The sequence below is a fragment of the Caballeronia sp. LZ034LL genome, from assembly GCF_031451215.1.
Lineage (GTDB): Bacteria > Pseudomonadota > Gammaproteobacteria > Burkholderiales > Burkholderiaceae > Caballeronia.
This window is the reverse complement of sequence record NZ_JARUXR010000001.1, coordinates 275,427-290,073: the sequence shown is the minus strand read 5'-3', so window position 1 is coordinate 290,073 and position 14,647 is coordinate 275,427. Positions and strand designations below refer to the sequence as shown.

The following is a 14,647-nucleotide window of genomic DNA, read 5'->3' as shown; positions in this document are numbered from 1 at the left end:
TACCGTGCGTGTACCGTGCGCGAGCCGTTGCAGAACGCCGGCTCGCGCACCGTTCGCATCAAAGCCGTTCGATGATCCCCGCCGCGCCCATGCCGGTGCCGACGCACATCGTCACCATGCCGTACTTCAGCTTGCGCCGGCGCAGGCCGTGCACGACGGTCGCCGCACGAATCGCGCCGGTCGCGCCGAGCGGATGGCCCAGCGCGATCGCGCCGCCGAGCGGATTGACCTTCGCAGTGTCGAGACCGAGATCGCCGATCACCGCCAGCGCCTGCGCCGCGAAGGCTTCGTTCAGTTCGATCCAGTCGAGATCGTCCTGCTTCAGGCCCGCGGCCTTCAGCGCGGCCGGAATCGCTTCCTTCGGCCCGATGCCCATGATCTCCGGCGGCACGCCGCGCACGGCGAAGCTGACGAAGCGCGCCAGCGGCGTCAGGTTGAACTGCTTCAGGATCTTCTCCGACACGACGATCAACGCGCCCGCGCCGTCCGACGTCTGCGAACTGTTGCCCGCCGTGACCGAGCCTTTATTGGCGAACGCGGGGCGCAGCTTGCCGAGTCCTTCCACCGAGGTCTCGGCGCGCGGACCTTCGTCGAGAGCGATCTCGCGCGCGTTGATGCGCACCTGGCCCGAGGCGAGATCCGGAAAGCGTTCGTTGAGCGTATAGGCGGCGATCTCGTCGGCGAATTCGCCTGCCTGTTGCGCGGCCAGCGCGCGCCGATGCGATTCCGCCGCGAACGCGTCCTGCGCCTCGCGGCTCACCTTCCAGCGCTCCGCGACCTTCTCCGCCGTCAGGCCCATGCCGTACGCAATGCCGACGTCCTCATTGCGCTCGAAGATATGCGGCGACAGCGAAGGCTTGTTGCCCATCATCGGCACCATGCTCATCGATTCGCAACCGCCCGCGATCATCGCATCGGCCTCGCCGACACGGATGCGGTCGGCCGCCATCGCGAGCGCCGTCAGGCCGGACGCGCAGAAGCGGTTCACCGTGACGCCGCCGACCGTATTCGGCAGGCCCGCCAGCAATGCGCCCATGCGCGCCACGTTGAGGCCCTGCTCGGCCTCGGGAATCGCGCAACCGATGATGGCGTCCTCGATCACGCTGGTGTCGAGTCCGGGCGCTTGCGCGACGGCGTTCCTGATCGCGTGGACCAGCAGCTCGTCCGGGCGCGTGTTCCTGAACACGCCGCGCGGCGCCTTGCCGATCGGCGTGCGGCTCGCGGCGACGATGTATGCGTCTTGCAGTTGTTTGCTCATTGTGTGCAGCTCCTGTATGTCGCTATGTCGCGCGCGTCAGTTGCGGACCGGCTTGCCGGTCTGCAACATGCCCATGATCCGCTCCTGCGTCTTCTGCGTGCCGAGCAGCTCGACGAAGGCGCGGCGCTCCAGCGCGAGGAGCCATTCCTCGTCGACGAGACTGCCCGCCTCCACTTCCCCGCCGCACACCGCTTCCGCGATGCGGCTCGCGATCAGATAGTCGTGGTCGCTGATGAAGCGGCCGTCGCGCATGTTGACGAGCGACGCCTTGATCGTCGCGATCGCCGAGCGGCCCGCCACCGGCACCGGCTTCACGCGCAGCGGCGGCCGGTAGCCGGCATCGCTCAACGCGCGCGCTTCCTTCTTCGCGATGTCGAGCAGTTCGTGGACGTTGAAGACGATGGTGTCGGTGGGTTTCAGATAACCCATCGCGCGGGCATCGAAGGCGGAGGACGAGACTTTCGCCATCGCCGCGTTCTCGAACGGCTTCTGCAGGAACTTGAGCAGATCGCTGGTGGCATTGACGGCGGCCGCCGCTTCCGCCGCGCGCAAGGCCGCTTCCTTCAGGCCACCGCCCGCCGGCACCAGGCCGACGCCCACTTCAACCAGCCCGATATAGCTTTCGACGTGCGCCACGCGTTTCGCCGACTGCAACAGCAGCTCGCAGCCGCCGCCCAGCGCGAGGCCGGACACCGCCGCCACGACCGGCACGTTCGCGTACTTCACGCGCAGCATGCCTTGCTGGAACTTCGCGACGAACGGCTCGATGCCCTTGGCGCCGCCCATCATGAACGCGGGCATCGCCTCTTCAAGATTCGCGCCCGCCGAGAACGGGCCGCCCGGCGTGCCGAGTTGCAGCGAGGTCGGCTGCCAGATCACCACGCCGCGATAGTCCTTCTCGGCGAGTTCGATGGCTTGCGTAAGGCCGTCGATGACACCCGGCCCGATCGTGTTCATCTTCGTCTTGAACGAGACGATCACGATGTCGCCCTGCTCGCTGTCGAGCCATGCGCGCACGCTTTCGGTCTCGAACAGCGTCTTGCCGTAGGTCTTCGGATCGGCGCCCGTCTCGCCGACCAGCGGCGCGCGGAACACCTGCTTGCCGTAGACCGGCAGCGTCGAGCGCGGCACGAAGCGGCGTTCGGCGGGCGACCACGATCCTTCGTCCGAATGCACGCCCTTTTCCGCGACGGGACCGTCGAGCACCCACGCCGGCAGCGGCGCGTTCGAGAGCGCCTTGCCTGCGTCGATGTCTTCCTGCACCCAGCGCGCGACCTGTTGCCAGCCCGCTGCCTGCCAGCTCTCGAACGGCCCCTGGTTCCAGCCGAAGCCCCAGCGGATGGCGAGATCGACGTCGCGCGCGTTGTCCGCGATCGATTCCAGATGCACCGCGATGTAGTGGAATACGTCGCGGAAGATCGCCCACAGGAATTGCGCCTGTTTGTTGTCGGTCTCGCGCAGCAGCTTGAAGCGCTCGGCGGGCGGACGCTTGAGAATGCGGCCGATCAGCTCGTCGGCCTTTGCGCCGCCCTCGACGTATTGCGCCGTCTTCGGATCGAGCACCTTGATCGACTTGCCTTCCTTGCGATAGAAACCCGCGCCCGTCTTCTGGCCCAACGCGCTGTTCCTGACCAGCGCTTCCAGCACGGGCGGCGTCTTGTAGACGGAGAAGAACGGGTCGTCCGGCAGGTTGTCCTGCATCGTCTTGATGACGTGCGCCATGGTGTCGAGCCCGACGACATCCGCCGTGCGGAAGGTCGCCGACTTGGCGCGGCCCAGGCGCGCGCCAGTGAGGTCGTCGACTTCGTCGAAACGCAGGCCGAACTTCTCCGCTTCCGCGATCACCGCGAGAATCGAAAACACGCCGACGCGGTTCGCGATGAAATTCGGCGTGTCCTTCGCGCGCACCACGCCCTTGCCGATCACGCTCGTCAGGAAGGTTTCGAGCTGGTCGAGGATGACCGGTTGCGTCGCCGCGGTCGGGATCAGTTCGACCAGATGCATATAGCGCGGCGGATTGAAGAAATGCACGCCGCAGAAGCGCGCCTTCAGCTCATCCGAAAAGCCTTCCGACAGCGCCGTGATCGACAGGCCCGAGGTGTTGCTCGCGAAGATCGCGTGCGGCGCGATGTGCGGCGACACCTTCTTGTAGAGATCGTGCTTCCAGTCCATGCGCTCGGCAATCGCCTCGATCACGAGATCGCATTCAGCGAGCTTCGCGATGTCGTCGTCGTAATTCGCCGGCTCGATGTAGTGCGCGTCTTCCTTGATGCCGAACGGCGCGGGCGACAGCTTCTTCAGGTTCTCGATGGCCTTCAGCGCAATGCCGTTCTTCGGGCCTTCCTTCGCGGGAAGATCGAAGAGCAGGACGGGCACGCGCGCGTTGATCAGGTGCGCGGCAATCTGCGCGCCCATCACGCCCGCGCCGAGCACGGCGACTTTGCGAATGTTGAGGGTGCTCACGGGTAAGCCTCCGGGATTACGGGTTTGCTTCGAAATGAAAGGCGTGGCGCACGCCGCGTTCCATCATGGATCTCGCGGCGTGCGTGAGGCTCGCTCAGAACAGCGCTTCGTCGTAGTCCATCATCGGCTTGGCGCCGGCGCGCGCGGCGCGGATGGTCGAAGCCGTTTCCGGCAGCAGTTTGGCGAAATAGAAACGCGCGGTGGCGAGCTTGGCCTTGTAGAAAGCATCGCCCGATGCGGCGTTGTCCAGCGCGACGCGCGCCATGCGCGCCCAGAAGTACGAGAACACCAGATGGCCGACCGTGCGCAGATACGGCACCGCGGCCGCGCCCACTTCGTCGGGGTTCTGCATCGCCTTCATGCCGATTTCCATCGTCAGCTTCTGTACCTTCTCGCCGATATCCGCGAGCGGGTTGATGAACTCCTGCATCTCCGGCTTCACGCCTTCCTGCTCGACGAAGTCCGCCACCAGCTTGCCGAAGCGCTTGAGCTTCGCGCCCATGTCGCCCAAGATCTTGCGGCCCAGCAGGTCCAGCGCCTGGATCGAATTCGTGCCCTCGTAGATCATGTTGATGCGCGCGTCGCGCACGTACTGCTCCATGCCCCACTCGGAAATGAAGCCGTGGCCGCCGTAGATCTGCATGCCCATGTTGGTGCCTTCGAAGGCGTTGTCGGTCAGGAAGGCCTTGATGACCGGCGTCAGCAGCGCGACGAAATCCGCGGCCTCGCGGCGCACGGCTTCGTCCGAATGGGAGAGTTCCTTGTCGATGTTCAGTGCCGCCCAGTAGCTGAACGCGCGGCCTGCTTCGGCATAGGCCTTTTGCGTGAGCAGCATGCGGCGCACGTCGGGATGCACGATGATCGGATCGGCGGGCTTGTCCGGCGCCTTCGGTCCGGTCAGCGAGCGCATTTGCAGGCGCTCCTTCGCGTACACGAGCGAGTTCTGATACGCGACTTCAGTGAGACCCAGCCCTTGCATGCCGACACCCAGGCGCGCGGCATTCATCATCACGAACATCGCGTTCAAGCCTTTGTTTTCTTCGCCGACGAGCCAGCCCTGCGCGCCGTCGAGATTCATCACGCAGGTCGCGTTGCCGTGAATGCCCATCTTGTGCTCGATCGAGCCGCACTTGATGCCGTTGCGTGCGCCCGGCGCGCCGTGCGCGTCCGGCACGAACTTCGGCACGATGAAGAGCGAGATGCCCTTGGTGCCCGTCGGCGCGCCCGGCAGACGCGCCAGCACCAGATGGACGATGTTCTCGGCCATGTCGTGCTCGCCACTCGAAATGAAGATCTTCGTGCCGGTGAGGGCGTAGGAGCCGTCGGCATTCGGTTCGGCCTTCGTGCGCAGAATGCCGAGGTCCGTTCCGCATTGCGGTTCGGTCAGGCACATCGTGCCGGTCCATACGCCCGAGACGAGCTTCGCCAGATACACCGATTTCTGCTCCGGCGTGCCGTGCGCGTGCAGGCATTCGTACGCGCCGTGCGACAGGCCGGGGTACATCGTCCAGGCCTGGTTAGCGGAGTTGAGCATCTCGTAGAGCGCGTTATTGACGAACGCGGGAAGACCTTGGCCGCCGTACTCGGGATCGCAACCCAGTGCCGGCCAGCCGGCTTCCACATACTGCCGGTAGGCTTCCTTGAAACCTGACGGCGTCTTCACGACGCCGTCGCCCTCGTAGGTGCAGCCTTCGCGATCGCCGCTCTGGTTGAGCGGAAACACCACTTCCGAGCAGAACTTGCCGGCTTCCTCGAGCACCTGGTTGATGGTGTCGGCGTCGAGGTCCGCATGGCTGGGCATGCTTTTCAGTTCGGCTTCGACGTTCAGCACCTCGTGCAGCACGAATTGCATGTCGCGAAGGGGGGCGGCGTACTGTCCCATGAGTCTCTCCAGGTTTCCAGGCTTCTCGTTGCGCGCCGCCTCACCGCTCCAGCCTGTGCCTCCAGCCTGTCTCTTTTGAGCGGCGCCGCTAACGCGTGTCGGTATGTTGCGAAGTCAGATTGACCGTCCTGTTCGCGACCGGCGGCACGCCGGTTTCGACGGCCGTACGCGGCAACTGATACGAGACGATCGTCTTTTCCAGCGCGTCCCGCGTCAGTTGCACGGCTTCCGGAAGATGCAGGAAGCGCGCGTCGTGATGCAGGCCGAGCGTAAAGCTGTACAGCTCGAAAAGCATCAGCTGCGGATCCGTCTCCGCTTTCAGATGCCCCTCGTCCTTCGACTGGCGGATCGCGCGCAACAACGCCTCGCGCCACATGCTCACGCTGTGCACCAGTTGCTCGCGCACTGCGCTCGCGGCGCGGTCGTCGTACTCGACCGCTCCGCTGATATAGATACAACCCGTGGTCACTTCCTGGATGCGCTTCTCCATCCAGCGATTCATCATCGCGCGCAAGCGCGGCAGGCCGCGTGCTTCGCGCAGGCTCGGAAAGAACACTTCGTCCTCGAAGCGCCGGTGGTACTCGCGCACCACCTCCACCTGCAAATCCTCGCGCGACCCGAAATGCGCAAACACACCGCTCTTGCTCATCTGCATCCGCTCGGCCAGAAGGCCGATGGTCAGCCCTTCCAGACCGTCCCGACTTGCCAAGTCCAGCGCTGCGTCGAGAATCGCGGCCCGCGTCTGTTCGCCTTTTCGCATGATGTCCCTACCGTTCTTATGTGACCCGTGAAATCGAACGGCCGTTCTATTATTATGGCCGGACCAAGGTGAAACAAGCAATTTTTTAGAAACGCGTATCTAAAAATAGTCGAACAATGTCTTTAGGATAAGTCTCAACATTGCCCGCGCACATTGTCGCGTTTTAAATACGGACTGCCTGTAAGTGACTGCCCGACTTCCCAGTTCGTGGGAGCCACGTGCGCGTTTCTAAAATGGTTATTCTTGCGCAATCGTTGCGAAATGGCAGATTAATCGTACTGCCCAATGGTGATGACCTTCATCATCAGACGATACGTGTTATACGCAAACCAATTAAGCACCCGCTCCGTAACGGGACGCGCCACATAATGCTTTTCGTCGATGCGCCGGCCTTCATCGAAGGCTTTCAGAATGGCATCGTGCAATCCGGCAATTTCAGGATGATTGACGAGGACCATGTTGGCTTCGTTGTTGAGCACGAGCGAGAGCGCATCGAGGTTCGATGAGCCGATGGTCGCCCAGTCTGCATCGACGACGGCCACCTTGCCGTGGAGCATGGTCTTCTCGTATTCCGCGATCCGCACGCCGTGCTTCAGCAGATTGCCGTAGAGAAACGGCGTCGCGTAATCCAGCGCGACGAACTCCTTGCGCCCGATCACCAGCGACACGCGCACGCCGCGCCTGGCCGCATACACGAGCGCGCGGCGCAGCCGGCGGCCCGGCATGAAATAAGGATTCGCAAGCAACACTTCGCGTTCGGCGTGGGCAATGGCGCGCAAATAAGCCTTTTCGATCGCGCGCCGGTTCAGCAGGTTGTCGCGCGCGACGAACGCCACGCACGGCCGGTCCACCGCGTGGATTTCGCCGAGACGCGCCCGCCGGCGCGCCACCATCGCGCGTTTCGCGCTCCAGCGGGTCGGCTGCGCCTCGGGTTCGCAGCCCGGCGGCGTTTCCTTTTGCGGCGGCTTCACGCCGAGCCGGATGCGCTGCCATTGCGTCTCGAACGCCTCGCGCACGTCCTTCACCACGGGACCTTGCGCTTCCATCGCGAAGTCCCAGCGCGGACGTTCCAGTTGCGTGCCGTTCTGGTCGTAATCGTCGACGATGTTGATGCCGCCGCAATACGCGTAGGTGTCGTCGATCAGCGCGAGCTTGCGATGCGTGCGCGACCAGCCCTGCGGCCCGAACAGCAGATGCGGGTTGTAGATGCGATGCTCGACGCTCCGTTCCTGCCACAGCGTGAACATCGGCAGCTTGCTTTCGGTGCCGATGCCGTCCGTAATCACGCGCACCTTGACGCCGCGATCCGCGGCGCGAATGAGCGCGTCGGACACGGCGCGGCCCATGTCGTCGTTGGCGAAGATGTAGGTTTCGAGCGAGACCGACTGGCGCGCCGCATCGATCCGTTCGATCAGCGCCGGAAAGAACTGCACGCCGCCCTTGAAGATGCGCACGTGGTTGCCGGCGGTAAAGCAGAAGCGCGGCGGGCGACGGCCGGAGAACATGGCCTGGCGCAGCCGCTTGAAACTGCGCGTGGGACGCATGCCGATCATCGGTTATGCGCCGCGAGGCGTTCGGGCAATTGCAGGATCGCTTCCCGGTTCGACCACGAGAAGCAGGCGTCGGCGGCCTCGCGCAACGGCAGCCAGCGGTGCGCGGTGTGTTCGCGCGGGGCGATGATCACTTCGAGACAATGCGGCACGAGCAGGCTGAACTGATGCTCGGTGTTGCGCACGACACCTTCCGCGTAGCGATGCCGCCACTGCGGATAGATGTCGTACTGGATGCTGTGATGCCAGTCGAGCAGCGCCTGCTCCGGCACGAGACTTCCACCGATCACGATGCCCGTCTCTTCCGCCACTTCGCGCGTGGCGGTCTCCGCGATCGGCTCGTCGATGCGGTCCTTCGAGCCCGTCACCGATTGCCAGAAACCCTTGTGATCCGCGCGCTCGATGACGAGCACATCGAGCTCCGGTGTATGAATGACGACCAACACGGATTCGGGGATTTTGGGCGGCTTCTGCATGTCGGTGTGAACGCGTGTTGCTCTGTTTTGTCTTTGGCCCAAAGACTGTAACGCAAAAAGCGAAAAAGGCGCATTGAGCGCCTTTTTCATCACACCGACAAAGTCACGTGCTTGGTGCCGTGCTTACTGTCGTGCTTAGTGCGTCTTCTGCTCCGGCTAACGCAGACGGATGTGCAACTCGCGCAGCTGGCGCTCGTCGACTTCGCTCGGCGCCTGCGTGAGCAAATCCTGCGCGCGCTGCGTCTTCGGGAAGGCGATGGTGTCGCGGATCGAATCGGCGCCGGACATCAGCGTGACCACACGATCCAGACCAAACGCGATACCGCCATGCGGCGGCGCGCCGTACTGCAGCGCGTCGAGCAGGAAGCCGAACTTCAGGCGCGCTTCCTCGGCGCTGATCTTCAGCGCGCGGAACACCTTGCTCTGCACGTCTTCCTGGAAGATCCGCACCGAACCGCCGCCGATTTCCCAGCCGTTCAGCACCATGTCGTAGGCCTTCGCGAGGCAGCGGCCCGGATCCGTTTCCAGATACTCGAGATGCTCGTCCTTCGGGCTCGTGAACGGGTGATGCGCGGCCACGTAGCGGTTCTCTTCCTCGTCGTATTCGAACATCGGGAAGTCGATGACCCACAGCGGCTTCCAGCCGGTTTCGAGCAGGCCCGTCGTGCGGCCGAATTCCGAATGGCCGATCTTCAGGCGCAGCGCGCCCAGGCTGTCGTTCACGACCTTCGCGCGATCCGCCGCGAAGAAAATGATGTCGCCGTCCTGCGCACCGGTGCGCTCCATGATGGCGGCCAGCGCCGCGTCATGCAGGTTCTTGACGATCGGGCTTTGCAGGCCGTCGCGGCCGCGCGTCGTGTCGTTGACCTTGATCCACGCGAGACCCTTCGCGCCGTAGATGCGCACGAACTCCGTGTAACCGTCGATATCGCCACGCGACAGCTCGCCGCCCTTCGGCACGCGCAGCGCCGCGACGCGGCCGTCCTTCGAGTTGGCCGGCATGCTGAACACCTTGAAATCCACGTCCTTCACGGCATCCGTGAGGTCGGCGAATTCGAGCTTCACGCGCAGGTCGGGCTTGTCCGAGCCGAAGCGGCGCATCGCTTCCGAATACAGCATCACCGGGAACTGCTCCGGTAGCGCGACGTCCATCGTCTCCTTGAAGACGTGGCGGATCATGTTCTCGAACAGATCGCGGATTTCCTGTTCCGAAAGAAACGACGTTTCGCAATCGATCTGCGTGAATTCCGGCTGACGGTCCGCGCGCAGGTCTTCGTCGCGGAAGCACTTGGTGATCTGGTAGTAACGGTCGAAGTTCGCGACCATCAGCAGCTGCTTGAACAGCTGCGGCGACTGCGGCAGCGCGAAGAACTGGCCCGCGTTCACGCGCGACGGCACCAGGTAGTCGCGTGCGCCTTCCGGCGTGCTCTTGGTGAGCATCGGCGTTTCGATGTCGATGAAGCCTTGCTCGTCGAGATACTTGCGCACTTCCATCGCGACGCGATAGCGCAGGCGCAGGTTCTTCTGCATCTGCGGGCGGCGCAGGTCGAGCACGCGATGCGTGAGGCGCGTGGTTTCCGACAAATTGTCGTCATCGAGCTGGAACGGCGGCGTCACCGACGCGTTCAGCACCGTCAGTTCATGACACAGCACTTCGATCTTGCCGCTCGTCAGGTTCGCGTTGACCGTGCCCTCGGGACGGTTGCGCACGACGCCCTTGACCTGCACGCAGAACTCGTTGCGCACGCCTTCGGCGACCTTGAACATGTCGGCGCGGTCCGGGTCGCAGACGACCTGGACGAGCCCTTCGCGATCGCGCAAGTCGATGAAGATAACGCCGCCGTGATCGCGACGGCGATGCACCCAGCCGCACAGCGAGACGGTTTGCCCCAGGCGGGCCTCGGTCACCAGACCGCAGTATTCAGATCGCATCGACATGATGTTGTGTCTTTCGTTGTTCGTTGATCAACGGCTCGCGCGTTCGGGTCTCGCTCTTTCGCTCGGCGGACTCACGGGGCGCGCGCGCCGGCATTACATCGGCGGCTCGGTGGGGCGGCGGGCAGGCGCTACTTGCGCCGGCGCGCTGGGCGCGGGGGCCACCACGCCCATCGAGACGATGTATTTCAGTGCGGCGTCGACGGTCATGTCCAGTTCGACGACCTCGCTTTTCGGCATCATCAGGAAGAAGCCGGATGTCGGGTTCGGCGTGGTCGGGACATAGACGCTCACGTGTTCTTCATCGAGATGATTCAGCACGTCGCCGCCCGGAATCCCGGTGAGAAACCCGATGGTGTACGAGCCCTTGCGCGGATACTCGATCAGCAGCGCCTTGCGGAAGGCATTGCCGCTCGACGACAGCAGCGTGTCCGACACCTGCTTCACGCTCGTGTACAGCGGGCCGACTACGGGAATGTGCCGCAGGACCGCGTCCCACCATCCGACGAGCTTCTGCCCGACAAAGTTCTGTGTCAGCAGCCCGACGATGAAGATAAAGGCCAGCGTCAGCACCGCGCCCACGCCCGGCAAATGGAACCCGACGATGCGTTCCGGCTGCCAGGCCTGCGGCAGCAGCAACAGCGTCTGGTCCATGGTGCCGATGACGAGGCCCAGCACCCAGAGCGTAATGGCGAGCGGGACCAGCACCAGGAGGCCGGTGAGGAACACGGATTTCAGCGTAGTCTTTTTCGTCGTCATTTACACGGGGCGAAGGCTGCGCCGGCTCTCGAAAACAGGGGAGATTCGGCTTGGCGGGCGAGCCGCGCCCGATGGAGCGCGCTCGGCGAGGTCATTGCAAGGCCCATCAGGTTCGGGCCGTTCGGGGCGCTCGGGAAGTGCAGACAGCGTCCTCAGGTAGCGTCCTCAGGCGGCGCTGCCCGACGAAGCGGACGTGCCCGCCGCGGGCTTGGCCGCTTCCGATGCCGGAGCGGCGCTCGCCGGAGCCGTCGTGCCGCCGCCGGATACCGTGCCGCCTTCCGCTTTCGACGCCGCAGCATCCGATCCGTTCGCATTCGCGGCGTTCGATTCGGCGTTGCCGGCCTTGCCGTTGTTGCCATTGCCGTTGCTGTTTCCGCCGCGGAAATCAGTGACGTACCAGCCTGAGCCCTTCAGCTGGAAACCGGCGGCGGTCACTTGCTTCGAAAACGATTCCTTTCCGCACGCGGGACATTGCGTGAGCGGCGGATCGCTCAGTTTGCGCAACACATCTTTTTCGTGGCCGCAGTCTGCGCAGCGGTAGGCGTAAATCGGCATGGCACTGTTCCTACAATGATCTTTCGACGCTTGGTAGGGTAGCCCCCCTTCCTTGCGGAAGAGGGGCCCCCTAGGAACTGTACGTGCGAGTTTCCCCGCATACAGCTCGAGCCTACAAAATTACAAAGCCTTACTCTTAAGGCAAGACCGGCTTAGTTACAGCAAGACCGTGAATGTGCACCTGCTGGTGACAGACAGGGTGGAGAAGTACCCGGTTGGACAGAGAGTCTGTGCCGCCATGCATCCGATATTCCAGATGATGGTCGTGCCAACCAGTCTCGTCCGTGAGAGCACAACCGCAGTGCGCACATAAGCCGCCCTGCGACATATACAGCGTCGCCCATTGTTTCCGGTAGCGCATCGAGTTCCACATGCGCTCCTGCCGCAACTGTTCGCCGTACTGTTCCCACTTCGGATCAAAGGGATCGAAATCACCCTTGATCTTTTGGTGACGCTTGATCGTCGTACCGCTGAGTTGGTACAGCTCAAGCATTCCCTGACTACCGTCCGGCGTCACGATGGGACAGGCAAACACACCACTCCGATTTCCGATGGGGTGGAAATATTTCTCCCTCACCCATGCGGTGTTCTTTTGCGGGTGCCGCCTCTTTGACCACCGCCAGAGTCGCCCAAATATCAGGTACTCCATACGGGTGTACGCCTGCTTGGCTACTACAGGGCTGTGATATTGTGCCCAACCCCGTAGCATCGGGTTCAGCAGTCGGATCAGATCCACCTGCTTTACCGTCTTATTGCCGCTGATCGTATCCGCCACCTTGCGGTAGAACGTCTGCACGTTCTTCTTGCTCGGCTTGATGAGCAGCTTTCCCGAGTACTTCCGGAAATTCCACCCAAGGAAATCGAAGCCTTCGTCAATGTGGGTGATCCGCGTTTTGGCCTCTGACAGTTGCAGCCCCCGAACAGCGAGGAATGTTTCCACCCAAGGCCTGACCTCGCTTTCCAGCACCTCCTTCGAGTCGCCAGTGATCACGAAATCATCCGCGTACCGCACCACATTCACTTTCAGCCTCTTGGCTTTCACGATCCCGAACTTCGCACCGAGGTGCGTGATCAGTTCACGTTCCAACCCGTTCAGCGTCACGTTTGCCAGCGTCGGGGAGATGATACCTCCCTGCGGCGTACCGGCCGTTGTCGCCTGTAGCTGACCGTCGTAAATCAGGCCAGCCTTCAACCATTTCTGAAGGACGCCCTTGTCCATCGGGACATTGGCAAGCAGCCAGTCATGGTTGATCCAGTCGAAGCATCCCTTGATGTCCGCCTCAAGCGCCCATGGAGCCGAACTCTTCTGGGACATAGTGACGAAAATCTGAGACATGGCATCTGCCGTCGAGCGATTAATCCGAAAACCATAGGAGTTCGGGTCGCTCGTCGATTCTGCCACTGGTTCCAGAGCCAGCAGGTACAGGGCTTGCATCGCCCTGTCCCGCATGGTCGGGATGCCCAGAGGGCGCTCCTTTCCATTGGCCTTGGGGATAAAAACTCTCCGTAAAGGCAGAGGCTTGTACCCACGCCGCTTCAACCTGCCGACAGCTTTCCATCGGCTCTCAGGCGAATCCCACAGTTCGCGATCGACTCCAGCCGTTCGCGCACCCTGGTTCTGCGTAACACGTCGTACTGCATACAGCTTTGCAGACAACGTGCGAGTCAGCATCCGTTGCAGGGTCTTCACCCTGCGCCAGTCGCATTCCCGCGTCGCCTTCGCAATTCGAATCTGCATCCCTCTCACGTTCCGTTCAACCCGACGCCAATCAACGGCGTGCCAAGTGTCCGGCGCGTGTGAAAGCGCAGACCCAGTCTTCCGACTAGATACTCTCATGCTGCTCTCCCGCTAAGAAGTGAATCCCAAGCGTTGAGCAACACACCCCTTGCGGGAGCGTTTTGCTCCCGCAAGGGGGTTAAAGCCAACACTGACGACTCGAAAGTCGCCAGCAATCACTATTTGCTAGAGGGTAGTCAGCCGTCTTGCGACGGTAGACCAGACGGAAGTCTGCCCGCTTTCGCGTGAGGTGATGTTTCAACCCCTATGCGTCCCATTACAGGACACCATTCGCTTTTTCCGTCCTCCTATACCCGCACAATCAACAGCGTCCCTTGCGGTCCGCCTGCCCACGGTGTGCTGGGGCGACCATACGGGCTTACCACGTTCCCGGCATGTCACACGACTGACTTAGGTTCTGCCTCTCCCCCGACGGTCTCACGACGACGTAACCCGAGCTTTGAGCGGGGTAACCGACCGCACACCTTTTGGTTGATGCCTGACAGCAGCTTTGGCACCGCAATTCTTACGGGGTTTATCAGCAGTTCACATTCGTTAACCGTATCAGTCAGCCTAAAGTCTTGACCCCCTCGCTGCTAGGAGTCTCCAGCTGGTGGTCTCACGACCACCGACCGCCACGACAAACATGGGACCTATTGTTGGAAGAGCTTCACACTCCACCGTTACCAGTGGCGCATGTCCTCCTAGGCTACTGTTGGTCGTACAACAGGTTCACTTTCCCGCCGATGATGCCGGCGAGCCGAACAATGACACACCGAGCTTGCGCTCGTATCCTCTAGCGACGCCTGAGCTGGAGGCTCAGGTATTGCAAACGTCACTCCGCCCGGTCGGCGGAGATGAAGCCGCTGACGGGGCGGGACCTGATGGTAACCAGGGCAATGCAACATGTAGCCGAGCGAGTTCGATCAGCTATCAACTTCGCTACAAGGTGTGCCCTAAAAGGCGCACATCTACTACGTCAATTAGGCACAATGATCTTGAGCAGTTGCTTCCCGGGACTCGCGCCCCATCGAGATGCTCTACACCATGCCTATCGCAGCCGATGAACTCGAACAGACGTTGCATCGGACCGCTAGTCGATGTCCCTTACGTTGGGACTGCCCGGACACGAGCGTGCGTGTCGCACCAAAGCCTTGAATTATAGCCGCAAACCAATATTGCCCCGCGATTTTCAGGAACCCGGGACGCGACGTGAAGCGCCTGATAGGTCT

The 14,647-nt window shown here is 62.5% G+C and carries 10 protein-coding genes; all 10 read right to left on the bottom strand.

All coding sequences use genetic code 11. The annotated features are described in order from the left end of the window. Positions 1-58: 58 nt before the first annotated feature. Entirely contained in the window at positions 59-1,258 is a 1,200-nt protein-coding gene (locus QCE83_RS01380) for an acetyl-CoA C-acyltransferase (RefSeq protein ID WP_309807182.1), read from the bottom strand. Between the two features lie 36 nt (positions 1,259-1,294). Next, positions 1,295-3,721 carry a 3-hydroxyacyl-CoA dehydrogenase/enoyl-CoA hydratase family protein gene (locus tag QCE83_RS01375; RefSeq protein WP_309807181.1) on the bottom strand — a complete coding sequence of 809 codons (2,427 nt, stop codon included), beginning with the start codon at positions 3,719-3,721 and terminating at the stop codon, positions 1,295-1,297. Positions 3,722-3,815: 94 nt separating this feature from the next. Next, the gene (locus QCE83_RS01370; protein ID WP_309807180.1) at positions 3,816-5,603 is read right to left on the bottom strand and encodes an acyl-CoA dehydrogenase C-terminal domain-containing protein; all 1,788 of its coding nucleotides are present in this window, start codon (positions 5,601-5,603) and stop codon (positions 3,816-3,818) included. Positions 5,604-5,691: 88 nt separating this feature from the next. Then, positions 5,692-6,363 (bottom strand): TetR/AcrR family transcriptional regulator, encoded by a 672-nt coding sequence (locus QCE83_RS01365; protein WP_309807179.1) that lies wholly within the window; start codon positions 6,361-6,363, stop codon positions 5,692-5,694. A gap of 269 nt (positions 6,364-6,632) precedes the next feature. Continuing rightward, complete coding sequence (locus QCE83_RS01360) at positions 6,633-7,868, bottom strand: phospholipase D-like domain-containing protein (RefSeq protein ID WP_309811364.1); 1,236 nt, start codon at positions 7,866-7,868, stop codon at positions 6,633-6,635. Positions 7,869-7,912: 44 nt separating this feature from the next. Further along, entirely contained in the window at positions 7,913-8,389 is a 477-nt protein-coding gene (gene nudB / locus QCE83_RS01355; protein ID WP_309807177.1) for a dihydroneopterin triphosphate diphosphatase, read from the bottom strand. Positions 8,390-8,545: 156 nt separating this feature from the next. Continuing rightward, positions 8,546-10,327, bottom strand: a complete 1,782-nt coding sequence (gene aspS / locus QCE83_RS01350) for an aspartate--tRNA ligase (protein WP_309807176.1) — start codon at positions 10,325-10,327, stop codon at positions 8,546-8,548. Between the two features lie 93 nt (positions 10,328-10,420). Continuing rightward, entirely contained in the window at positions 10,421-11,083 is a 663-nt protein-coding gene (locus QCE83_RS01345) for a DUF502 domain-containing protein (protein WP_309807175.1), read from the bottom strand. 165 nt (positions 11,084-11,248) lie between these two features. Next, positions 11,249-11,638, bottom strand: coding sequence for a zinc ribbon domain-containing protein (locus QCE83_RS01340; RefSeq protein WP_309807174.1), 390 nt, complete (start codon positions 11,636-11,638; stop codon positions 11,249-11,251). A 136-nt stretch (positions 11,639-11,774) separates the two neighbouring features. Then, positions 11,775-13,475, bottom strand: a complete 1,701-nt coding sequence (gene ltrA, locus QCE83_RS01335) for a group II intron reverse transcriptase/maturase (protein ID WP_309807173.1) — start codon at positions 13,473-13,475, stop codon at positions 11,775-11,777. Positions 13,476-14,647 lie beyond the last annotated feature (1,172 nt).